This is a genomic window from Pseudomonas sp. WS 5059 (assembly GCF_012985525.1).
Taxonomy (GTDB): domain Bacteria; phylum Pseudomonadota; class Gammaproteobacteria; order Pseudomonadales; family Pseudomonadaceae; genus Aquipseudomonas.
The window spans coordinates 15,910-37,880 of the sequence record NZ_JAAQWO010000006.1; the positions used below are offsets into that span (position 1 = coordinate 15,910).

The 21,971-nt window shown below is 61.9% G+C and carries 25 protein-coding genes, 1 tRNA gene and 1 pseudogene; 16 read left to right on the plus strand and 11 right to left on the minus strand.

Features of this window, described 5'->3' with window-relative positions; all coding sequences use genetic code 11:
- Window positions 1-21 precede the first annotated feature (21 nt).
- Both HBO12_RS18080 and HBO12_RS18085 read right to left on the minus strand, forming a co-directional pair.
- On the minus strand, window positions 22-1,407 hold the full coding sequence (locus HBO12_RS18080; RefSeq protein ID WP_169956729.1) for a sensor histidine kinase: 1,386 nt from the start codon (window positions 1,405-1,407) through the stop codon (window positions 22-24).
- Window positions 1,400-2,071: a response regulator gene (locus HBO12_RS18085; RefSeq protein WP_170042870.1), complete on the minus strand. Its 672-nt coding sequence runs from the start codon at window positions 2,069-2,071 to the stop codon at window positions 1,400-1,402. The genes HBO12_RS18080 and HBO12_RS18085 overlap by 8 nt, the downstream gene beginning before the upstream one ends.
- A gap of 246 nt (window positions 2,072-2,317) precedes the next feature.
- On the opposite strand from HBO12_RS18085, the gene HBO12_RS18090 reads away from it, so the two are divergent.
- From HBO12_RS18090 to HBO12_RS18110, 5 genes are all read left to right on the plus strand, one after another.
- Entirely contained in the window at window positions 2,318-3,610 is a 1,293-nt protein-coding gene (locus HBO12_RS18090; protein WP_169956733.1) for an OprD family porin, read from the plus strand.
- A gap of 43 nt (window positions 3,611-3,653) precedes the next feature.
- Complete coding sequence (locus tag HBO12_RS18095; protein ID WP_169956735.1) at window positions 3,654-4,637, plus strand: Bug family tripartite tricarboxylate transporter substrate binding protein; 984 nt, start codon at window positions 3,654-3,656, stop codon at window positions 4,635-4,637.
- A 130-nt stretch (window positions 4,638-4,767) separates the two neighbouring features.
- Window positions 4,768-5,226: a tripartite tricarboxylate transporter TctB family protein gene (locus HBO12_RS18100; RefSeq protein WP_170042871.1), complete on the plus strand. Its 459-nt coding sequence runs from the start codon at window positions 4,768-4,770 to the stop codon at window positions 5,224-5,226.
- A gap of 1 nt (window position 5,227) precedes the next feature.
- On the plus strand, window positions 5,228-6,742 hold the full coding sequence (locus tag HBO12_RS18105; RefSeq protein ID WP_169956739.1) for a tripartite tricarboxylate transporter permease: 1,515 nt from the start codon (window positions 5,228-5,230) through the stop codon (window positions 6,740-6,742).
- Window positions 6,735-7,772 carry an AbrB family transcriptional regulator gene (locus HBO12_RS18110; protein ID WP_169956741.1) on the plus strand — a complete coding sequence of 346 codons (1,038 nt, stop codon included), beginning with the start codon at window positions 6,735-6,737 and terminating at the stop codon, window positions 7,770-7,772. The genes HBO12_RS18105 and HBO12_RS18110 overlap by 8 nt, the downstream gene beginning before the upstream one ends.
- 63 nt (window positions 7,773-7,835) lie before the next feature.
- Here HBO12_RS18110 and ung read toward each other — a convergent pair whose 3' ends face one another.
- Complete coding sequence (ung, locus tag HBO12_RS18115; protein WP_170042872.1) at window positions 7,836-8,531, minus strand: uracil-DNA glycosylase; 696 nt, start codon at window positions 8,529-8,531, stop codon at window positions 7,836-7,838.
- Window positions 8,532-8,662: 131 nt separating this feature from the next.
- On the opposite strand from ung, the gene HBO12_RS18120 reads away from it, so the two are divergent.
- Window positions 8,663-9,775: an enoyl-CoA hydratase/isomerase family protein gene (locus tag HBO12_RS18120; RefSeq protein ID WP_169956745.1), complete on the plus strand. Its 1,113-nt coding sequence runs from the start codon at window positions 8,663-8,665 to the stop codon at window positions 9,773-9,775.
- Between the two features lie 58 nt (window positions 9,776-9,833).
- Here the strand turns inward: HBO12_RS18120 and HBO12_RS28425 are convergent, their stop codons facing one another.
- Entirely contained in the window at window positions 9,834-10,193 is a 360-nt protein-coding gene (locus HBO12_RS28425) for a hypothetical protein (protein ID WP_170058375.1), read from the minus strand.
- A gap of 218 nt (window positions 10,194-10,411) precedes the next feature.
- Here HBO12_RS28425 and HBO12_RS18125 point away from each other — a divergent pair, with 218 nt between their 5' ends.
- The 6 genes and pseudogenes from HBO12_RS18125 to HBO12_RS18150 all read left to right on the plus strand — a co-directional run bounded on the left by HBO12_RS18125 (window position 10,412) and on the right by HBO12_RS18150 (window position 13,603).
- The gene (locus HBO12_RS18125) at window positions 10,412-10,624 is read left to right on the plus strand and encodes a cysteine-rich CWC family protein (RefSeq protein WP_169956749.1); all 213 of its coding nucleotides are present in this window, start codon (window positions 10,412-10,414) and stop codon (window positions 10,622-10,624) included.
- On the plus strand, window positions 10,624-11,316 hold the full coding sequence (locus tag HBO12_RS18130) for a pseudouridine synthase (RefSeq protein ID WP_170042873.1): 693 nt from the start codon (window positions 10,624-10,626) through the stop codon (window positions 11,314-11,316). The genes HBO12_RS18125 and HBO12_RS18130 overlap by 1 nt, the downstream gene beginning before the upstream one ends.
- 296 nt (window positions 11,317-11,612) lie before the next feature.
- On the plus strand, window positions 11,613-12,497 hold the full coding sequence (locus HBO12_RS18135; RefSeq protein WP_170042874.1) for an alpha/beta fold hydrolase: 885 nt from the start codon (window positions 11,613-11,615) through the stop codon (window positions 12,495-12,497).
- Window positions 12,498-12,625: 128 nt separating this feature from the next.
- Window positions 12,626-12,699 (plus strand) — tRNA-Gly (locus HBO12_RS18140).
- Window positions 12,700-12,862: 163 nt separating this feature from the next.
- A pseudogene (locus tag HBO12_RS18145) lies at window positions 12,863-12,988 on the plus strand (type II toxin-antitoxin system HicB family antitoxin); the annotation flags it as partial.
- Between the two features lie 114 nt (window positions 12,989-13,102).
- On the plus strand, window positions 13,103-13,603 hold the full coding sequence (locus HBO12_RS18150; protein WP_169956756.1) for a methylated-DNA--[protein]-cysteine S-methyltransferase: 501 nt from the start codon (window positions 13,103-13,105) through the stop codon (window positions 13,601-13,603).
- A 13-nt stretch (window positions 13,604-13,616) separates the two neighbouring features.
- Here the strand turns inward: HBO12_RS18150 and HBO12_RS18155 are convergent, their stop codons facing one another.
- The gene (locus HBO12_RS18155; RefSeq protein ID WP_170042875.1) at window positions 13,617-13,763 is read right to left on the minus strand and encodes a hypothetical protein; all 147 of its coding nucleotides are present in this window, start codon (window positions 13,761-13,763) and stop codon (window positions 13,617-13,619) included.
- Between the two features lie 191 nt (window positions 13,764-13,954).
- Between HBO12_RS18155 and HBO12_RS18160 the strand changes: the two genes are divergently transcribed.
- Window positions 13,955-14,377, plus strand: coding sequence for a low affinity iron permease family protein (locus tag HBO12_RS18160; protein ID WP_170042876.1), 423 nt, complete (start codon window positions 13,955-13,957; stop codon window positions 14,375-14,377).
- Between the two features lie 53 nt (window positions 14,378-14,430).
- On the opposite strand, the gene HBO12_RS18165 is transcribed toward HBO12_RS18160, so the two are convergent.
- From HBO12_RS18165 to HBO12_RS18175, 3 genes are all read right to left on the minus strand, one after another.
- On the minus strand, window positions 14,431-14,958 hold the full coding sequence (locus HBO12_RS18165) for a DUF4142 domain-containing protein (protein WP_169956762.1): 528 nt from the start codon (window positions 14,956-14,958) through the stop codon (window positions 14,431-14,433).
- A 118-nt stretch (window positions 14,959-15,076) separates the two neighbouring features.
- Entirely contained in the window at window positions 15,077-15,718 is a 642-nt protein-coding gene (locus HBO12_RS18170) for a LysE family translocator (protein WP_170042877.1), read from the minus strand.
- Between the two features lie 66 nt (window positions 15,719-15,784).
- On the minus strand, window positions 15,785-16,702 hold the full coding sequence (locus tag HBO12_RS18175) for a LysR family transcriptional regulator (protein ID WP_407073442.1): 918 nt from the start codon (window positions 16,700-16,702) through the stop codon (window positions 15,785-15,787).
- 77 nt (window positions 16,703-16,779) lie between these two features.
- On the opposite strand from HBO12_RS18175, the gene HBO12_RS18180 reads away from it, so the two are divergent.
- Window positions 16,780-17,268, plus strand: a complete 489-nt coding sequence (locus tag HBO12_RS18180) for a DMT family transporter (RefSeq protein ID WP_169956768.1) — start codon at window positions 16,780-16,782, stop codon at window positions 17,266-17,268.
- Between the two features lie 10 nt (window positions 17,269-17,278).
- On the opposite strand, the gene HBO12_RS18185 is transcribed toward HBO12_RS18180, so the two are convergent.
- Window positions 17,279-17,953 (minus strand): NAD(P)H-binding protein, encoded by a 675-nt coding sequence (locus tag HBO12_RS18185; protein WP_170042878.1) that lies wholly within the window; start codon window positions 17,951-17,953, stop codon window positions 17,279-17,281.
- A gap of 95 nt (window positions 17,954-18,048) precedes the next feature.
- Window positions 18,049-19,197, minus strand: coding sequence for an L-threonine dehydrogenase (gene yiaY / locus HBO12_RS18190; RefSeq protein ID WP_170042879.1), 1,149 nt, complete (start codon window positions 19,195-19,197; stop codon window positions 18,049-18,051).
- Between the two features lie 126 nt (window positions 19,198-19,323).
- Between yiaY and HBO12_RS18195 the strand changes: the two genes are divergently transcribed.
- Window positions 19,324-20,340: a DUF4917 family protein gene (locus HBO12_RS18195; protein ID WP_170042880.1), complete on the plus strand. Its 1,017-nt coding sequence runs from the start codon at window positions 19,324-19,326 to the stop codon at window positions 20,338-20,340.
- Window positions 20,341-20,497: 157 nt separating this feature from the next.
- Here the strand turns inward: HBO12_RS18195 and HBO12_RS18200 are convergent, their stop codons facing one another.
- Window positions 20,498-21,025, minus strand: coding sequence for a helix-turn-helix domain-containing protein (locus HBO12_RS18200; RefSeq protein WP_169956775.1), 528 nt, complete (start codon window positions 21,023-21,025; stop codon window positions 20,498-20,500).
- 157 nt (window positions 21,026-21,182) lie between these two features.
- Between HBO12_RS18200 and HBO12_RS18205 the strand changes: the two genes are divergently transcribed.
- Window positions 21,183-21,965, plus strand: coding sequence for an aldolase (locus HBO12_RS18205; protein WP_169956777.1), 783 nt, complete (start codon window positions 21,183-21,185; stop codon window positions 21,963-21,965).
- Window positions 21,966-21,971: the final 6 nt, after the last annotated feature.

Sequence of the window (21,971 nt, forward strand, 5' to 3'; positions counted from 1 at the left end):
GGCGATAGCGGTGGGCCACTCTCAGCCGGCGATAAAACTCACCCGCACCTTGAGCCCTTTCAGCTCGCCATCATGCAGGCTGATCTGGGCCAGGTGCGCGCGGCAGATTTCACCGACAATCGCCAAGCCCAGCCCCGACCCCGCGCCCTGCTGGTTACGCCGATAGAAGCGCTCGAACACCCGGTCGCGCTCATCCAGCGGAATACCCGGGCCGTCGTCTTCCACTTCCAGTACCGCTGGCGCCGTCACCCGCAGGATCACATTGCCGCCTGACGGCGTGTGTGCCAGGGCGTTATCCACCAGGTTGCTCAACAGCTCGTTCAGCAAGGTCGGCTCGCCGCGCAGCCACACCGGCTCATCCGCCTCCAACGCCAGCGCCACACCCCGCGCATGGGCCAGGGGCGCCATGGCCATGCCCAACTCACGGGCCAGTTGACTGAGGTCGAGCAACTGCGCGCCACCTTCGGCAATTGCCCGCGCCCCGTTTTCGATGCGTGCCAGGGACAGCAGTTGATTGGCCAAGTGGGTCAAGCGATCCGTGCCTTGTGCCGCCGTTTCCAGGGTACTGCGCCAAACCGCTGGGTCCTCGGCGCGCAGGCCCAATTCCAGCCGGGCCTTGAGGGCGGCCAGCGGAGTGCGCAACTCGTGGGATGCGTCGGCAATAAACTGTGCCTGGCGCTCGAACTGCCCGCGCAGGCGCTCGGTAAAGTGGTTCAACGCCCGCACCAGCGGCCCGAGTTCGTGTTGCACTTCAACCAGCGGCAGCGGCCGCAGGTCATCCGGCTGACGCTCCTCCACCGCCGTGCGCAAACGCTCCAGCGGGCGTAGCGCAGCACTCACCGCAAACCACACCAGCAGCAAGGCGCCGATGGCCAGCATTCCCAGGCGTAACAGGGTGTCGGCCATCAGGCTGCGGGCCATGCTGACGCGGGCTTCGTCGGTTTCGGCCACGCGGATTTCTGCCATGCCGTTCATGTTCGGCTCCGACACCGCCTTGAGCAGGCTCACCACCCGTACATTCTGCCCCTGGTACTTGGCGTTATAGAACCGCGCCAAGGCCGGGTAATCGTCGGTGCGCGGCGTACCGGGCGGCGGGCCGGGCAGGTGTTCGTAGCCAGAAATCAGCTTCTGGTGAATATCATTGACCTGGTAGTAAATCCGCCCGGCACTGTCATAGGCGAATGTGTCCAGCGCCACGTAGGGCACATCGGCACTCAAGGTGCCGTCGCGCTGGGACAGGCCGGCGGCGATGGTGCGTGCCGAGGCCAGCAGGGTGCGGTCGTAGGCGGTGTCTGCAGCCTCGCGACCGTTCCAGTAGGCGCTCAGGCCGCTGGCCAGCATCAGCACCACCAACAGCAGTGCCAGGTTCCACAGCAGGCGCCAACGCAGGCTGCTGTGCTTACGCATCGCGCGCTTCCAGCAGGTAGCCAAGGCCGCGGAAGGTGACGATGGCGATCGGCTGGCCATCGAGCTTCTTGCGCAAGCGGTGCACATAGATTTCGATCGCGTCGGGGCTCGCTTCCTCGTCCAGGCCGAACACCTGGGATGCCAGTTGTTCCTTGCTCATGACCCGGCCAGGGCGGGCGATCAACGCTTCGAGCACGGCCTGCTCGCGGGAGGTCAACGTCAGCAGCTCACCGGCGAGGGTGAAACGCCGGGTTTCCACGTCATACACCAGCACACCACAGGTCTGCTGCCGCTCGCCGCCCAGCACGCTGCGGCGCAACAGCGCCTTGACCCTGGCTTCCAGTTCGGTCAATTCGAAGGGCTTGGCCAGGTAGTCGTCGGCGCCCAGGTTAAGGCCATGCACCCGATCCTTTACATCGCTGCGGGCGGTGAGCATCAACACCGGCAGATTTTTCCCACGAGCCCGCAGGCGCGCCAGTACCTCGAAACCATCCATGCGCGGCAGGCCCACATCGAGAATCGCCACGGCGTATTCCTCGCTGCTCAAGGCCAGGTCCGCCGCCACGCCATCGTGCAACACGTCCACCGTCAACCCCGTGCTCTTGAGCGCCTGGGCCACACTTTCGGCCAGTTGCAGATGGTCTTCGACGAGCAGGACACGCATGGATTCATACCTCGTTAAGGGGTGGCCGATGCCGCCCTCTGTTTACCAACTCGCGGCGCAGTTTACAGCCGCGGCCTCTGCTGTGAAGCCCGAAAACATTGAAAGGACGCTGAAAGGTTAGTGAAAGGTTCGCCCATTAGCATCCAGAAACGGACGGTTACACCTTCCGAGCTATTTCACCCATAGCGCCCGAAAAACGCCTCGAAGCGTTTTCGCCCCATAAGAACAATAACGGAGTGCATCACGATGCTGTCGACACAGCCCCAGGCTTGCCCGCCTGTTCGTTTTTCCCGCCTGACCCAGACCGCCCTCGCCAGTGCCGCTGCCCTTGCCGGCTTTTCGCCGCTTAGCCAGGCTGCCTTCTTCGAAGACAGTAGCGCGACCCTGGAAACCCGCAACATGTACTTCAACCGCGACTTTCGCGACGGTACCAGCGCGCAACAATCCAAGCGCGACGAATGGGCCCAGGGCTTCATGCTCAACCTGCAATCGGGCTACACCGACGGCACCGTCGGTTTTGGCGTGGATGCGCTGGGCATGCTCGGGGTCAAGCTCGACTCCAGCCCAGACCGCACCGGCACTGGCCTGCTGCCCACCCACGATGATGGCCGCGCCGCTGACGAGTACTCGAAGCTGGGGTTGACCGGCAAAGTGAAAATCTCCGCCACCGAGCTGAAAATCGGCTCGCTGATCCCCGAGCTGCCAATCCTCAAGCCCAACGACGGGCGCATCCTGCCGCAGACCTTCAACGGCGGCCTGCTGACCTCCAAGGAGTTCAAGAACCTGACCTTCACCGGCGGGCGCCTGGACAAGGCCAAGGACCGCGATGACACCAACTACGAGGACATCGCCCTCAACAACAAAAACAGCCGCTTCGTCGGCGGGGCCACCGGCAAGCACTTCAACTTCGGCGGCGTGGACTACAAGTTTGCCGAGAAGGCCACCGCCAGCTACCACTTCGCCCAACTGGACGACGTGTACCGCCAGCACTTCCTCGGCCTGGTCGCCTCCACCCCGATGGGTCCCGGCACCTTCGGCACCGATCTGCGCCTGGCCATCAGTGACGACACCGGCAGCGCACGCGGCGGCAGCATTGACAACAAATCCCTCAACGGCATTTTCAGCTACGCCCTCAACGGCCATAAACTGAGCGCCGGCTACCAGCACATGTCCGGCGACAGTGCATTCCCGTATGTGGATGGCAGCGACCCGTACCTGGTCAACTTTGTCCAGATCAACGACTTTGCCGGCGCCGAGGAACGCTCCTGGCAGGCGCGCTATGACTATGACTTCGCCAAGCTGGGGATCCCCGGCCTGAGCTTCATGAGCCGCTACCTGTCCGGCGACAACATCCAACTCAAGAACGGCGACACCGGCAAAGAGTGGGAACGCAACACCGAGATCAAATACGTAGTGCAAAGCGGCACGCTCAAGGATGTGGCCGTGCGCCTGCGTAATGCCACCTACCGCTCCAACTACTCGGCCCGGGACGCAGACGAAGTGCGCGTGCTGGTCAGTTACAGCGTCGCCCTGTGGTAACCCTGAAAGTCATACCCCAATAACAACAATGACGGAGTTCCCCATGTCCTCATCCCTGCGTAAATTTGCCCTGGCCGCCGGCTGCATGTTGTTTGCCGGCCAACTGCTGGCCGCCGAAGAACCCAAGCGCCCGGAATGCATCGCACCGGCCTCCCCCGGCGGTGGTTTTGACCTGACCTGCAAACTGGTGCAAAGCGCACTGGTCAACGAAAAACTGCTGAGCAAGCCGATGCGCGTGACCTACATGCCCGGCGGCGTGGGCGCGGTGGCCTACAACGCCGTGGTGGCCCAGCGCCCTGCCGATGCCGGCACGCTGGTGGCGTGGTCCAGCGGTTCGCTGCTGAACCTGGCACAGGGCAAGTTCGGGCGGTTTGATGAAAGCGCGGTGAAATGGCTGGCGGCGGTTGGCACCAGCTATGGCGCGATTGCGGTGAAAGCCGATTCTCCCTACAAGAGCCTGGATGACCTGGTACAGGCCCTGAAGAAAGATCCGAGCAAAGTGGTGATTGGTTCCGGCGGCACCGTGGGCAGCCAGGACTGGATGCAAACCGCGCTGATCGCCAAGGCTGCCGGAATCAACCCCCGTGACCTGCGTTATGTGGCCCTCGAAGGCGGCGGTGAAATCGCCACGGCCCTGCTCGGTGGACATATCCAGGTGGGCAGTACCGACATCTCCGACTCCATGCCACACATCCTCAGCGGCGACATGCGCCTGCTGGCGGTGTTCTCTGAAGAGCGCCTGGACGAGCCGGAAATGAAGAATATTCCGACCGCCAAAGAGCAAGGCTACGACATCGTCTGGCCGGTGGTGCGTGGCTTCTACCTCGGGCCAAAAGTCAGCGATGCCGACTACGCCTGGTGGAAAGAGGCGTTCGACAAACTGCTGGCCTCCGAAGAGTTCGCCAAGCTGCGTGACCAGCGCGAGTTGTTCCCGTTCGCCCTGACCGGCCCGGAGCTGGACACCTACGTGAAGAAACAAGTGGCTGACTACAAAGTGCTGGCCAAAGAGTTCGGCCTGATCCAGTAATCGCCCCTCTGTGGGAGCGGGCTTGCTCGCGAAAAACTGCAACGATGACGCGTGCTGCCTGGATACACGCGATGTCCTTGCGTTCTTCGTGAGCCAGCTTGCGCCTACAAGAGTCGCAAAGGAGTTTCCTATGCTCTTACAACGCATTTTCGCCGCGGTGTTGCTGCTGGCCTGCGCCTGCCTGGCACTGATGGCCTGGCCGTACCAGGCGTCATTTTCCTACGAGCCGGTGGGACCTCGGGCCTACCCACTGTTGATGCTCGGGCTGATGAGCCTGGCATTGATCTACATGCTGATTCGCCCGCAGCCGACCAAGCACACCGAAGAAGAACCCGCGCTGGACCGCCAGACCCTGGTCAAGATCGGCATCTGCGTGGCACTGCTGATCGTGTTCGCCGGCACCTTCGAACCCTTGGGTTTCATTCTCAGCAGCATGCTGATCGGCATCCCCATGGCGCGCCTGTATGGCGGCCGCTGGATGCCCAGCGTGGTGATCGTCAGCCTGATGGCCATCGGCCTTTATCTGCTCTTCGATAAAGCCATGGATGTTCCGCTGCCCCTCGGCCTGCTCGACGTTCTGGAGAACTGATATGGATACTTTTGGCTATTTGGGCCAGGGTTTCGGCGTCGCGCTGAGCCCCTACAACCTGGTGACCGCACTGTGCGGCACCCTGATCGGCACCGTGGTCGGCCTGTTGCCGGGCCTGGGCCCGATCAACGGCGTGGCGTTGTTGATCCCCATCGCCTTCGCCCTGGGCCTGCCGCCGGAATCGGCGCTGATCCTGCTGGCAGCCGTGTACCTGGGCTGTGAATATGGCGGGCGTATCAGCTCGATCCTGCTGAACATCCCCGGCGAAGCCTCCACCGTAATGACCACCCTCGACGGCTACCCAATGGCCCGCAAAGGCCTGGCCGGCGTGGCGCTGTCGTTGTCGGCATGGAGTTCGTTTATCGGCGCGTTTATCGCCACCTGCGGCATGGTGCTGTTTGCCCCGCTGCTGGCCAAATGGGCGATTGCCTTCGGCCCGGCGGAATATTTCGTCCTGATGGTATTTGCCATTGTCTGCCTGGGCGGCATGGCCGGTGACAAACCGCTGAAGACGTTTGTGGCCGCGCTGATCGGCTTGTTTCTCTCGGCAGTCGGTATCGACGCCAACAGCGGCGTGTACCGTTTTACCGGGGACAACATTCACCTGACCGACGGCATCCAGTTTGTAGTGCTGGTCCTGGGCCTGTTCTCCATCAGCGAGATCCTGTTGCTGCTGGAAAAAACCCACCGCGGCCAGGAAGCGGTCAAGGCCACCGGGCGGATGATGTTTAACCTGAAGGAAGCGTCTTCGGTATTCGTCGTCAATATCCGTTGCGGCCTGCTGGGTTTCATCATGGGCGTACTGCCCGGTGCGGGCGCCACCTTGGCGTCAGCTGTGGCCTACATGACCGAGAAACGCCTGGCCGGTGCCAGCGGTAAATTCGGCCAGGGCGACATGCGCGGCCTGGCAGCGCCGGAAACCGCCATCGGCGCTTCCGCCTGCGGCGCCCTGGTCCCCATGCTGACCCTCGGCGTACCCGGTTCGGGCACCACCGCCGTGATGATCGGCGCGCTGTCGCTGTACAACATCACGCCGGGCCCACTGTTGTTCCAACAGCAACCGGATATCGTCTGGGGCCTGATCGCCTCGTTGTTTATCGCCAACATCATGCTGGTGATCCTCAACATCCCGATGATCCGCATCTTCACCCGCATCCTTGCCGTGCCGAACTGGGCGCTGGTGCCGGTGATCGCCATCATCACCGCGATTGGTGTGTACGCGGTGCACGCCACCACTTTCGACCTGTTCCTGATGGTGGGCATCGGTATCTTCGGCTACATCCTGCGCAAGCTGGACTTCCCGCTGTCGCCGGTGTTGCTGGGCTTTATCCTCGGCGGCCTGATGGAGCAGAACCTGCGCCGGGCGCTGTCGATCTCCAACGGTGACCTGCAGATCCTCTGGTCGAGCCCGATCACCTTTGGTGTCTGGGTGCTGACGGCATTGATGCTGGCCTTCCCGCTGATCCGCATCTACCGCAAACGGGCCCTGCAGCGTCGCGCCGTGGCCGATGTCTGAAGTCACCTTTAAACAATGGTGGGGAACACCGCTGGTCGGCCTGGCCGGCGGTTACCTGGCCAGCCTGATCGGCTGGCCTTTGCCGTATATGGTCGGCTCGCTGCTGGCGATCATCCTGGTGCGTTGCCTCACACCCTGGCAGTTGGCCGAGATTCCCGGAGGGCGCAAATGCGGCCAATGGGTGGTGGGCATCGGCATCGGCCTGCACTTCACCCCGGTGGTGATCGAGCAGGTGATGAGCCACTTTGGCCTGATCTTCTTCGGCGCGCTGGTCACCAGCCTGTCGAGCATTGTCGGCGTGTGGTTGATGCGCCGCAGCGGTGAGGATCGCGCCACGGCGTTTTTCTCAAGCATGCCGGGCGGGTCCGGGGAGATGGTCAACCTCGGCGCGCGCAATGGCGCGGTGCTCAGTCGCGTGGCGGCTGGCCAGAGTCTGCGGGTGTTGCTGGTGGTGCTGTGCGTGCCGGCGATCTTCAAGTATTTGCTGGGCGGCGGTGCGCCACAGTTTCACCCGGCGCCCGTGGATTGGGCCTGGCTGGCCTTGCTGTTTCCGATCGGCGCCCTGGTGGCCTGGGGCTGGCAGCGCCTGCGCCAACCCAACCCCTGGTTGTTCGGGCCGTTGCTGGTCAGTGCCATCGCCAGCATCACCTGGGATTTGCACATCGGCCTGCCCGATGGTGGCAGCCAGATCGGCCAATGGTTGATCGGCAGCGGCCTGGGCTGCCACTTCAACCGGCAGTTCTTCCGCCGGGCACCGTCGTTCATGGGACGTACGGTGATCGGCACGCTGCTGACCATGTTGATCGCCACCCTGGCGGCGGTAGGCCTGAGTGCGTTGACGCAGTTGGATTTGCGTTCGCTGACCCTGGGGATGATGCCAGGAGGAATTGCAGAGATGAGTCTGACGGCGGAAACCTTGCAACTGTCGGTGCCGTTGGTGACGGCGATGCAGGTGATGCGGCTGTTGTTTGTGTTGTTCCTCGCGGAGCCGTTATTCCGCCATTGGAACCGCCAGCCGGGCACCCTCTAGAACCGGGTACCAGCCTAATGTGGGAGCGGGCTTGCTCGCTCCCACTTCCTCAGGTGTTGAACATCAGAGCGGCGGCACTCGCCACTCGATCGGCGTCTCGCCGTTCTGCTCAAGAAACTTGTTCGTCCGGCTGAAATGCCCACACCCCAAAAACCCGCGATAAGCCGATAACGGTGACGGATGCACCGAGGTCAGCACCAGGTGTTTGGTCGCGTCGATCAGCTTTTGCTTGCCCTGGGCATGGGCGCCCCACAGCAGGAACACCAGGTGCGGCTGATGCTCGCTGACCAACTCGATCACCCGGTCGGTGAAGAACTGCCAGCCCTTGCCCGCATGGGCGTTGGCATTCGCGCGCTCCACGGTCATGGTGGTGTTGAGCATCAATACACCTTGGTCGGCCCAGCTTTGCAGGCAGCCGTGGCTGGGGATGTCGATATTGAGGTCGCGCTTGAGCTCTTTATAGATATTGACCAGGGACGGCGGTGTCGGCACGCCCGGTTGTACCGAGAAGCACAGGCCATGGGCCTGGCCGGGGCCGTGGTACGGGTCCTGGCCGAGGATCACCACCTTGACCTTGTCCAGCGGCGTGGAGTTGAGCGCATTGAAGATCAGCGGGCCCGGCGGGTAGATTTCCTTGCCCGCCGCATGTTCCTGGCGCAGGAACTCACGCAGCTCGGTCATGTACGGTTGCTCGAACTCTTCGCGCAGGGCGTGTTTCCAGCTCGGTTCGAGTTTGATACGGTCGTCGGCAGTCATCACAAACACATCATGTAAAAAGAATGGGCGAACCCTAGGAAAGCCCACTCCACTTGTCAATTGATCTGACGCAGAACCGGCACTTTCCCCCGAAGGGATCATACTCAACGTTCAATTTACCGATTGAGGTCATGATGAATCTGCACTTCGAAGAGCTCACTGGCACAGACGGTGCCCGTATCGGCATCGCCAGCCTGGACGCGGAAAAGTCCCTCAATGCCCTCTCGCTCCCGATGATCCAGGCCCTCGGCGAACGCCTGGACAGTTGGGCGCGCAATCCGCAGATCGTCTGCGTGCTGCTGCGCGGCAACGGTGCCAAGGCGTTTTGCGCCGGCGGTGAAGTGCGCAGCCTGGCCCAGGCCTGCCGAGAGCACCCGGGTGAAGTGCCGGCGCTGGCCGCGCAGTTTTTTGCGGCCGAGTACCGCCTGGACTACCACCTGCACACCTACCCCAAGCCGCTGATTTGCTGGGGCCATGGCTATGTGCTGGGCGGGGGCATGGGGTTGCTGCAAAGCGCCGCTATCCGCATCGTCACCCCGAGCAGCCGCCTGGCCATGCCGGAAATCAGCATCGGCCTCTACCCGGATGTGGGCGCCAGTTGGTTCCTCTCGCGCCTGCCCGGCAAACTGGGGCTGTTCCTGGGCCTCACCGGCGCCCATATGAATGGGCGCGACGCCCTCGACCTGGGCCTGGCAGACCGTTTCCTGCTGGACGAACAACAGGGCGAAATGCTCGAAGGCCTGTTGCAATTGAACTGGCAGGAGCAGACCGCGATGCAGCTCAACAGCTTGTTCAAGGCCCTGGCCCAGGAAGCTGCCAGCCAGCAGCCAGAACCACAGTGGCTGCCGCGACGCCCACAGATCGACGAATGGCTGGATGTAGGCGACGTGCAGTGCGCCTGGCGCGCCTTGAGCCAACTGCGCGAGCATGCCGACCCGCTCTTCAGCCGGGCCGGCAAGACCTTGAGCGAGGGCTGCCCGCTGACCGCGCACCTGGTGTGGGAACAGATCCGACGGGCGCGGCACCTGTCCCTGTCAGAAGTTTTCCAGATGGAATACACCTTGAGCCTCAATTGCTGTCGGCATCCGGAATTCAGCGAGGGAGTACGGGCCCGCCTGATCGACAAGGATCAGCAGCCCCACTGGCATTGGCCGGATATCAAGCGCATTCCCGAGGCCGTGGTCGAGGCGCACTTTCACAAGGCCTGGGAAGGACGGCATCCGCTGGCAGATCTGTCGGATCGATGACATGTGGCGGCCAGCCACAAAAAACGGCGCATGACGCGCCGTTTCAAAGAGAAGCGGATTACCTGTGCCCGCCACGGCCTCCTCCATGATCACCGCCCCGGCCACCTCTATGCCCCTGGCCACCATTGCCCCGGTGGTCACCCCAACTCTGGCTGGGGTAAGGCCGGTAACCCGGCCTTGGCCCGGCTTGATAGTAACGGGGGGCCGGCTGGTAATAGCGCGGCGCCGGGTAATAGCGGGGTGGCGGTGCGTAATAGCCCCGCCGGTACTGGTAGGACGGGCCACCGCCGTAGTAATAGACCGGCGCGGGCGCGGTATAGACTTCGGATCGATAGTAGCTGGAGCCTCCATCGTAATAAGGCACGCAGGCAGAAAGGGTCAAGCCGAGCACAGCGCTGAGGAGCAATCGACGATACATGGCGGCCTCCTGGACCGCGGAAGAGCACACACCAGCGACGCTGGGGGGCGCCACACAGCTTTGGCTGAATGACAGAAGATCAGACATCAAAAACCGAATCTGGTGCGACTTAGACATAGATTGATACATCTGTGGCGCAATAAACCGCCCAGGCCTGTATCGTGCCAGGGACACCGGGTTTCACCGGGACCATGACTGAATTACGCCTGAACCGACCGATGACCACTCCCACACTTTGCCCCGCCTGCGGCGCCCGCAACGACTGCACCTTGGCCGACCCGCGCACCGCTGACCGTGCCTGCTGGTGCTACAGCGTCACCATCGACCCCAAGCTGCTCGAAGCCCTGGCGCCGGAACTGCGCAACACGGCCTGCCTGTGCCCGCGCTGTGCCCAGGTCGACGCCCAATTGCGCGGGGTCGAGCCCCGGTAATGCGTATCGACCGCTTCCTCAGTAACCTGCCCCGCTTCAATCGCCAGCAAGTGCGCCTGCTACTGGCAGAGCGCCGGATCAGCGTCGATGGGCAGCCGGTTACCGACCCGCGCCAGGACGTTCGCGAGTTCAGCCGTGTGGAGTGTGATGGCCAGATCCTGCAAGCGGGCAAACCCGCACGTTATTTCATGCTGCACAAGCCACAAGGCTGCGTGAGTGCCACTGTCGATCCCCAGCATCCCACTGTCCTTGATCTGCTGGATGAGCCGGACAAGAGCGACCTGCATATCGCTGGCCGCCTGGACTTCAACACCACCGGGCTGATGCTGATCACCAATGATGGCCAGTGGTCCCGACGCCTGACACAGCCCCACACCAAGCTGCCCAAGGTCTACTACGTCGAGACCGAACAGGAGATTGGCCCGGAGTATGCCGCGACGTTCCGCGCCGGCCTGTACTTCGCCTTCGAGGACCTGACCACCCAACCGGCCGACCTGCAAGTGCTGGGCCCCAAAAGCGCGCGCCTGAGCATCATTGAAGGGCGTTATCACCAGGTAAAGCGCATGTTCGGGCACTTCGACAACAAGGTGATACGCCTGCATCGCGAATGCATGGGGCCGCTGGTGCTGGATGAACGGCTCGCTCCCGGCCAGTATCGGCCGCTGAGCGACGCGGAAATCTGCCAGATATGACCGTTCAGCCGGTGATAGCCCAAACTGCGGGGTGAAGCTTGCGACCTGGCCCGCCTCCTGCTTGAATCAAAACGCCAGCCGCATTCTGACTGGCGAGTCACCCAACCTTCCAAGAAACACTGTGCCTGCCCACACCGCTTGACGTGCGGGCCATGGCAAGTTGCCCGCCATAACAACACCCGTCGGCCAGTTTCATCGGACCGACATGGGCCTCCTTTCAAGGCGTATGCCTACCTGTCACAAAGCTCGTGCAGAGTGATCTGCGCGCACCACCCGCTTGCCAGGAGTCTTACGACATGAGGCCAGAAATCGCTGTGCTGGATATACAGGGTCAGTATCGGGTTTACACGGAGTTCTATCGCGCGGACGCTGCTCAAAAGACCATCATCCTGGTCAACGGCTCCATGGCCACCACTGCGTCTTTCGCCCAGACCGTGAAAAGCCTGTACCCGCAATTTAATGTGGTTTTGTACGATCAGCCCTACGCCGGTCGCTCCAAAGCCCACAACCGCCATGAGCAAATGCTGACGAAGGACATTGAAGGCCAGATCCTCCTGGAACTCATCGACCACTTCGCCGCCGAGCATGTGCTGTCGTTTTCCTGGGGCGGCGTCGCCACCCTCGTCGCCTTGTCCCAGCGCCCTCGCCGCGTGGAAAAAGCCGTGATCAGCTCGTTCTCGCCGCTGATCAACGCGCCGATGCGCGACTACCTGGAACGTGGCGTCGACTACCTCGGCAACCTCGACCGCCACAGCGTCGGCAACCTGGTCAACAGCACCATCGGCAAACACCTGCCGCCGCTGTTCAAGCGCTTCAACTATCGGCACGTCAGCACCCTGGCCGAGCACGAGTACGGGCAGATGCACTATCACATCAGCCAGGTGCTCAATAGCGACCGCCAGTGCTACCTCAAGGCTGCACGGCAGATCGACATTCCAGTGCTGTTCTTGAACGGCGAGTGGGATGAATACACCAGCGCCGAAGACGCCAAACTGTTCGGGCAACATGTGGCCAAAAGCAGCTTCGGCACCATCCAGGCCACCGGGCACTTCCTGGACATGGAGCACAAGGCCGCGTGCAACGACAGCCGCCAGGCTTTGATGAGCTTTTTGAAACCGGAACAGTCGGTGAATCGACTGCGGTATCACCAGGGCCATGCCCTGCATGCACTGGCGATTTGAATGCAACCTGGGTGGGCACGACTGCCCAGGGTTGCCTGAACATTTCGGCTGACGCTCGCAACTTGCACATTTTTCAAAGAAAAACTTCAAATCGCCGCGCAGTTCTGGTACAAAGTCAGCCGCTCTGAGCGGGTATAGTTTAGTGGCAAAACGAAAGCTTCCCAAGCTTTAGTTGAGGGTTCGATTCCCTCTACCCGCTCCACTCAATTGCCCTCCTCCACCTGCTTCGCCGGGGTTGGGGATGAAGAAAAAACCGGCCCATGTGGCCGGTTTTTTTATGCCTGGAGTTTGCCAGTAAAACCCGCAATCCCCCCTCCTGCAGCCTTGTCCCGCGCTCATACACTGCTTGCTTGCAGCACCTGCCGGCGCAGAAGCTCAACATCACGCTGCCTGGCTATTTGCTCAACCGAATTGACGGGTACGTACTGCATCCCCCGGAAGAAAAAAGCCGCTCGGGGTTCCTCGCGTCGCCAGCGTTGAAGTTACTGTAACAACAGCGGTGACACCGCCGAATTTGACCGCAAGAAACGTAGTTCACCCATCCGCGATGAGCGCTAAAGTGCAGGCCTGTCCGCTAAATGATCCGCGCAACAAGGAGCCCACTCATGCCGTGTGAATACAAACTGATGCCCTCCCCCGTCGGCCAACTGACCCTGGTTGCCCGCAACGGCAAGCTCGCCGCCATCCTGTGGGAAACCGAGCGCGCCAACCGTGTGCGCCTGGGCGAACTGGTAGAGGTCAACCACAGCCCGGTGCTGCTGGAGGCCGAGCGACAGTTGAACGAGTATTTTGCCGGCACCCGCGACCGCTTCGAGCTGGAACTGGACTTCGACGGTACCGAGTTCCAGAAAAAAGTCTGGAGCGCACTGTTGACCATTCCTTTCGGTGAGACCCGCAGCTACAGCCAGATCGCTACGCAGATCGGCAACCCCAAGGCCGTGCGCGCGGTCGGTGCGGCGAACGGGCGCAATCCGATTTCGATCGTCGCGCCCTGCCATCGGGTGATCGGTGCTTCGGGCGGGCTGACCGGGTTTGCCGGCGGGCTTGAAGCCAAGCAGTATTTGCTGACCCTCGAGGATGGCGAGGCTACAAGGTCGTTGTTCTGACAGCCACCAAGCGCTAGGGCTGATCAGCCTTGGAATCCTTCAATTGCACCGAGGATTTGCTGCCGCCGGTGTTGTCTTGGGTTTCATTGTTAGAACTGTCGAAACAGCCTTGCAACAGCACCAGGCAGCAGGCCAGGCAGAGAGTACGAGAGAGGCTCATGATCACGCTTCCATTTTGACGGGGTGATGAAATAGTGACCGGTCTACACCAGCAGGGTTCGATGCCTGCGCCTCGAACCTGCCCAACGGTTGCACGGCCCCGTCAAATTCATGCAGGTCAACAATTGTAAAAAGAAATTTCAGCGTGCCGCCACGGTCAGTACTTCATCAGCACCTAACTGGAGCATCACCATGAAGTTCTCGACCCTTTCCCAATCCCTTGCCCGCTGGGCAGGCAGCGCCCGTACCTTCTTTGCGGCAGTGGTGTTGATTGTGCTGTGGGGCGTCAGCGGCCCTTGGTTTCACTACAACGACACATGGCAATTGGTGGTCAACACGTCCACTACCATCATCACCTTCCTGATGGTGTTCCTGATCCAGAACACCCAGAACCGTGACAGCGACATGTTGCATATCAAGATTGATGAGTTGCTGCGGGTGACCAAGGATGCACAGAACGCGGTACTGAGCCTCGATGGCCTGGACTTCAAAGCCCTGGAAAAACTGCGCAGCGAATACCGTACCCTGGGCGAGCGCCAAACCGTCAGCCTCGGCGGCGACAGCACAGCAGCGGACCCAGGCGGCTCAGTCAAGACCGACCTGAACCAGGCATAAAAAAACGGCGGCTGGATCAGCTCCAACCGCCGCTTGCATGACCAGGCCCGCGATCAACCGTCGCCGTTACGGCTCTTGCCATAGGATGAAGCCAGCGCCCGGGCTTTTTCCAGGCGGGTTTCCAGCTTGGGCAGGGTTTCGTCAACCAATGCCTTTATTTCGGGGATGTCCGAAGCCGCGCCTTCCTGCTTGAACAGCGCGATTGCATCTTCGTTGGCCTTGACCTGCTGGGCTGTGTAGGCGGCGTCGAAGGAATCGCCATCGGTCAGTTCAGGCATCAGGGTTTCGGCCTTGTCGACGATCTGGTCGCGAGGTGCCACTGGCAGGTCGAGTTTTTTCGCAATGGCCGCCAAATGTTGATTGGCCAGGGTGCGTTCGTTGATGACCTCGATGGTGTAGTCCTTGATCTCCTGGGACGAGGTCTTGGCGTGGGCCATGCGGCTGGTTTCGATATCGGCCATGCCCTTGGCCGAGGCCTGTTCGATGAATTCGGCGGGCCCTTGGGCGAAAGCATTGCTGGCGCCGAGGCCCAGCAGCATCGCGAAAGTGGCGGTGCGTAACCGGATAGCCATGCGGCTCATGATGGGTTCCTCCAGGTAATAAAGACATGCCGGGGAACGAGCCCCGCCCTGAATCTGAATTTTCAGGGCGGCAAAGGTTTAGAAAAAACTTGCTGGTGCGACGAACGGTCGTCGCTGCTCAGGAGGTTTTACTGCCCAGCAGGCCCGGCAATGCGTGGGCCAGGGCATTGATCGCAAATCCGATGAACATCACGCCGCACAGCTTGGTGATCAGCACTTCATGGCGCTGATACACCGTGCGCACCTGCCGCGCGCCCACGACGCCGATCAGGATCCCGTAAGCCAGCAGGCCACCGAAAAAGCTCAGGACAATCAACCACGGCAACATACCCCAGGTCAGCAACTCGGCCCGGCTCGACAGCAACGCGGTGAACGTAGCCACGGCTACCGGGTACGCCTTGGGGTTGGTCAGGCCAAACAAAATGCCATGCCAGAACGGTTGGCGCGCGGCGCCCTGGGCAGCCTCGCCGCTGCGGCTGCGGGTTCGAATCGCCCGAATGCCCAGCCAAAACAGATACAGGGCGCTGAGCACACCCAACACATCAAACGCACTGCTGCCGATTTCCCGGGCACCGACAATCGCCACCAACGCGGTGCTACACCACACCACATCACCCAACAGGTGCCCGCACAGAAAACCCGCGCCGGCCCGACGCCCGCGCGCCGCCCCAATGCCAAATACCGCCAGCACCCCGGGCCCCGGCGTGATGCCATAGATAAAGCCCGAGGCGATGACGGCAAACAGCAATGATGAAGTCATGGGTAACACGCTCAGATAAATAAGAGGGGCGCGTCGATTGTGCACAATCCATCCGGCACTGCAATGCTAGGCCGCGCGTTTGGCCAACACGTCTTGCACTTGGGCGATCAACCACTGCAAGGCGCCATCCCCGCCACGGCGTTTATGCCAGGCCAAGACAAAACCGAAGGACGGGATATGGAACGGCGGCGGCACCACCAGCAAGTGCCGGGAGTCGATGTTCAGCAGCCCCTGGGAAGACACGGTGAGGATCAGGTCAGTGCCCTGGATCAACTGCGGTGCGATGCCCCAGTGGGGCAAGCTGATTGCCACGTGGCGCCGTTCACGGATCGCGGTCAGTGCCCGTTCGATTTCCGGAGTGCCGCTACCGCGCATTTCCAGCAGCACATGGGGCCGCGCGAGATAAGTGGGCAAGTCGAGCACACCGCCTGCGGGCAAGCTGTCGCGGTCGACCAGGCAGGCGTAGTGCTCCTCGAACAACGGCGTGCTGCGCAGCTCGGCGGGCAGGTCGGGAAATACCCCGGCTGCGAGGTCGATCTCACCACTGAGCACCCCTTCCTGCATGCCTTCGCGACTGGCGTGGGTGATGGCCAGGTCAATCCCCGGCGCCTGCTCGCGCAGCGCCCGTACCAGCCCGGGCAACAGCAGCGCCGCGCCGTAATCGGACATGGCCAGGCGAAACGTACGCCTGGCCGACGCCGGGTCGAAGCGGTTCGGCGCCAGCAACGACTGGACCTGGGCCAGCGCATCGGCCAGCGGCGCCGCCAGCTCCAACGCGCGGGCGGTGGCGACCAGGCCGCCACCCTGGCGCACCAGCAATGGGTCGCCCAGCAGATCCCGCAACCGCGCCAGCGCGTGGCTGACCGCCGGCTGGCTCAGATGCAGGCGCTCGGCGGCGCGGGTGACGTGCTGCTCGCTGAGCAGGGCGTCCAGGATCACCAGCAGGTTGAGGTCGATGCGGCGCAAATCATTCATGGCATGCATGTTCAGCATAAGAACTTGGAATTTAAATCTGCGCGACGAATACCGTACAGTCCAGTAAAACCTTTGGGAGATTGATCATGACCACGTTGCATTGGCTGGGCTTGTTGCTGTTGGCGGTGATTGCCGGGGCGGTGGTGCCGTTTCAAAGCGCGATCAATGCCAACCTCGGGCGCGGCCTCGGGCATCCGTTGTGGGCGACCCTGGCCTCGCTGCTGGTGAGTATCCTGGTGCTGTTGCCAGTGATCCTGGCGCTACGCCTGCCGCTGCCAAGCCTCGGTTTTATCAGCAAGGCGCCACTGTGGATGTGGACCGGAGGCGCATTCGGTGTGTGTTTTATCTCCCTGGCCCTGGTCCTTTTGCCCAAACTCGGGGCATCAGGATTTATCGCCCTGGCCATGACCGGGCAAATCCTCGCCTCGTTGTTACTCGATCACTTTGGCTTGTTTGGCTTGGTGGAACGACAACTGACCGCGCCGCGCCTGCTCGGCGTGCTGATGCTGATCGGTGGGGTGGCGTTGATTCAGTTCAGCACCGCGCCCGCCAAGGCCCTGGCCGCTGCGGGCTGAGCCACAGCCATCACCGCCCCTCGGCGGCCAGGCGATGGATGTCGGCAGGCTCGATCACCGGTTGCGGTGCGCCATGGCGGACCACACTGAGCATCGCCCGGCCCACGGTCTCGGTACTCACCACCCAGGCCGGCCGCACGCGACGCACCAGTGACAGCAGCGGCCCGATCAGGTTGTAGATCGTCTGGTACAGCGCGGTTTTCGAGCGCACGCCATGCAGCGGCTGGATGATCCCCGGCCGGAACACATACACCGCTTTGAACGGCAGGCGCAGCAAGGCATTCTCGGTCTTGCCCTTGACCCGCGCCCACATCACCTTGCCCTGCTCGGAACTGTCGGTGCCGGCACCGGACACGTACACAAAGGTCATCTGCGGATTGAGCCGCGCCAGAGTGCTGGCAGCGACCAGGGTCAGGTCATAGGTCTGGCGGGTGTAAGTGGCTTCATCCATGCCCACCGACGATGCCCCCAGGCAAAACAGGCAGGCATCAAAACCTTGCAGCAGATGCTCCAGGGGTTGGAAGTCGAACATATCGGCATGCAACACCTGGTGCAGCTTGCCATGCTCCTGGGTCAACGCCGTGCGCCCTACGGCCACCACTTCCTGCACATCAGCGGCCAGCAGACACTCACGCAACACGCCCTGGCCGACCATGCCGGTGGCGCCAAATAGCAGAACTCTCATAGGGGGCCTCAGTGGCGAGCTTCAAGTTAAGCGCTGTACGAGGTGCTCAGGTTAACAGCTTGTCGCTTGAAGCTTGCTACTTGCCGCTGCCCCACTCAAAACGCGCTACGGAAAATCTCCTCGATCTGGCGCTGATCCGCCCGCCGTGGGTTGGTCAGGCCGCACGCGTCCTTGAGGGCGTTGGTGGCCAGCAGCGGGATGTCTTGCAGCTTGGCGCCCAGTTCGCGCAGGCCGGCGGGGATGTCGACGTCCTGGGACAGGCAGCGGATCGCCGCGATGGCCGCTTGCGCGCCCTCTTCGAAGGTGGCGTGTTTGTCGGTCACGCCCAGGGCGCGGCCAACGTCACTCAGGCGTGCCGCGCTGACGCTGGCGTTGAAGCTTTGCACGTGGGGCAACAGCACCGCGTTGCACACGCCGTGGGGCAGGTCGTAGAGGCCACCCAACTGGTGAGCCATGGCGTGGACAAAACCCAGGGAGGCGTTGTTGAAGGCCATGCCAGCGAGAAATTGCGCGTAGGCCATGTTTTCCCGGGCGGCCATATCGCTGCCGTCGCGCACGGCCAGGCGCAGGTTGGCGCTGATCAGCTCGATGGCCTTGATCGCGCAGGCGTCGGTGATCGGGTTGGCCGCCGTGGACACATAGGCTTCGATGGCGTGGGTCAGCGCGTCCATGCCGGTGGCGGCGGTCAGGCCCTTGGGCATGGCGACCATCAGGGCCGGGTCGTTGACCGACAGCAGCGGCGTGACGTTACGGTCGACGATGGCCATTTTCACGTGGCGGGTTTCGTCGGTGATGATGCAAAAACGCGTCATTTCGCTGGCGGTGCCGGCGGTGGTGTTGATCGCGACCAAAGGCAGCTGCGGCTTGCTCGACTGGTCGACCCCTTCGTAGTCGCCGATATGCCCGCCATTGGTGGCACACAGGGCAATGCCCTTGGCGCAGTCATGGGGCGAACCACCACCCAACGACACCACGAAATCGCAGGCACTTTGCTGCAGCAACGCCAGGCCGTTCTCGACGTTCTCCACGTTGGGGTTGGGTTTGGCGCCGTCGTAGAGCACCGAATCGATGTCCTGCATTGCCAGCTTCTCGGCAATCATGCTGGCCACGCCCGCCCTGGCCAGGCCGGCGTCGGTGACAATCAGCGCCTTGCGAAAGCCGTAATTGCGGATCGCACTCATGGCTTCGTCGAGGCAGTCGATGCCCATGATGTTGACGGCGGGAATGAAGAACGTGCTGCTCATGATGAACCCTCGGGGATACGTTGATGCCTACAGCATCAACCCCACCCGCCTGCGGCATCTTGACCAAGATCAACGCCCGCCCGTGATAAAGTCACCACCCAGCCGTTTTTGAGTAGACCCGCCGCAATGAAGGATTTCCAGGATATCGACGCCACCCTTGAAGACTGGAACGCACTGCGCAACAGCATCGCCTTCGACGCCATCCTGATCGGCAACGGTGCCAGTCGCGCGGTGTGGGAAGATTTTGCCTACGACTCGCTGTTTGAAAACGCGCGCACCGTCGAAGAAAAGCCCCTGAGCGCTTCCGAACTGAGCGTGTTTGACGCGATGCAGACCCGCAGCTTCGAGCAGGTGCTGGGCGCCCTGAAAACCACCAGCCGCGTCAACAAAGCCCTGGCCGTCAGCTCCGCCGCGCCGCGCAATCGCTACTACGCGATCAAGGAAGCGCTGATCAATACCATCCACGCCGTGCATATCCCCTGGCGCCTGGTGCAGCCGTCGACCCTGGCCACGATCAACCAGGAACTGGCGAGCTACAAGACGGTGTTCACCAGCAATTACGACCTGCTCAACTACTGGTCGATTCTGCACACACCGGGCATCGACGACCTGTTTCGCGGCGCCGAATCACGTTTTGACCTGCGCGATACCGCAACCGCCGCGACGCGCATCCTGTACCTGCACGGCGGCCTGCACCTGGTACGCAACCTGGATGGCTCGGCGCGCAAATTGCCGTCCACCGACAGCACGTTGCTCAGCAGCTTTGCCATCAACAACACCATCAAGACCCTCGACGATGTACCGCTGTTCATCAACGAAGGCCCCAGCAGCGAGAAACTCAAGAGCATTCGCAGTTCGGATTACCTGGCGTTCTGCTATGAGCAATTGCTGGGACAGGCAGGTGCGCTGTGCATCTTCGGCCATCACCTGAGCGAACAGGACGGGCACCTGGTGGAGGCGATTCGCCGGTCGAAGATCAAGACCCTGGCGATCTCGGTATTTGGCCGCAGCGACGGGTTTATCCAGCAGCAAAAGCGCAGGTTTGCCGGGCTGTTTGAGGGGATGGAAGTGGAGCTTAGGTTCTTTGCGGCGCGCAGCCATGCGCTGGGCAAGCCGGCATTGTCGGTGCCGGTCGAGCACTGATCCCAGCCTAACTGGAGACCCCATGTGGGAGCGGGCTTGCTCGCGATAGCGGTGGGTCAGACGCTGGATGTGTTGAATGACACACCGCTTTCGCGAGCAAGCCCGCTCCCACACAAGCCAGCTCCCACATTGACCGAGTTCCAACCCAGCATCGGCGTTATTCCTCGGCGCTGTGCACCACCACCAGCAACTGCGCCTGCACCTCGCCCACCGAGCGGATCCGGTGGGGCTTTTGCGCATTGAAGTGCAACGCATCACCGCGCTCGAGCAGCACCCGTTCGTTCATGAAGTCCACTTCCACCCGGCCTTCATGCACAAACAGAAACTCCTCCCCCAAATGCTCCTTGAAGGTCTTGTCGCTGAATTCTGCCGGCGGGTAGATGATGAACGGCAACAGGCTGCGCTCGCTGACCTGGTGGGCCAGCACCGCGTAACCCGGTGCAGTGTCGGGCCGCTCGTGGCTGCGCACCAGGCTGTAGCTGTCGAGGCTGACGCTGTCTTCGCTGAACAGCTCCTCGACCTTGACGTTCAGCGCCTTGGCCAGTTTCAGCGCAGCGGCAATCGACGGGGTGTTCAAGCCACGTTCGACTTTGGACAGGTAGCTCTTGGTCATCCCGGATTTTTCGGCCAATGCCTCCAAGGTGACACCGAGTTTTTTTCTCAATAATTTCAAACGGATAGACATGCGCAGCGATTAATCCAAGCAGGAGGCGATGATTATTGCTTGCCAATGACACATTGTGTCATATAGCCTCTTTAGTGTCATTTGCAGAACCCAACGACCTTGCGAGCAGCGGGAACCAGCAAATCGACGTCCAATGAACCACCCAAAGGACACCGATATGGCCAAGACATTAGCACTCCCCAAAGAACAACTGGTCAAGCAAGCGCTGACCCAGATGCAAAGTACCCTGGCGGATAATACGTGGACCGACCGGCAAAAGCTGGCCCTGACCTGCCGTATTCTGTTCGAGAACGGCCACGACTCGGGCCTGGCCGGGCAGATCACCGCCCGCGGCCCGCAGCCTGGCACCTACTACACCCAGCAACTGGGCCTGGGTTTCGATGAAATCACCGCCAGCAACCTGCTGCTGGTCAACGAAGACCTGGAAGTGTTGGAAGGCCACGGCATGCCCAACCCGGCCAACCGTTTTCACAGCTGGGTGTACCGTGGCCGGCCGGATGTGAACTGCATCATCCACACCCACCCGACCCACATCGCCGCGCTGTCGATGCTCGAAGTACCGCTGCAGGTGTCACACATGGACCTGTGCCCGCTGTACGAAGACTGTGCGTTCCTCGAAGCCTGGCCGGGTGTGCCGGTGGGTAACGAAGAAGGCGAAATCATCACCGAGGCCCTGGGCGACAAGCGCGCCATCCTGCTGTCGCACCACGGCCAGTTGTCCACCGGAAGCACCATCGAAGAAGCCTGCGTGATCGCGCAATTGATCGAACGGGCGGCCAAACTGCAATTGCTGGCCATGGCCGCCGGGACCGTCAAGCCGATCCTGCCGCAGTTGGGACGCGAGGCCCATGACTGGATCTCCAAGCCCAAGCGCCACGGCGCCGCGTTCAACTACTACGCTCGGCAGAACCTGCGCCAACACGCCGATTGCCTGAACTGAAGCCTT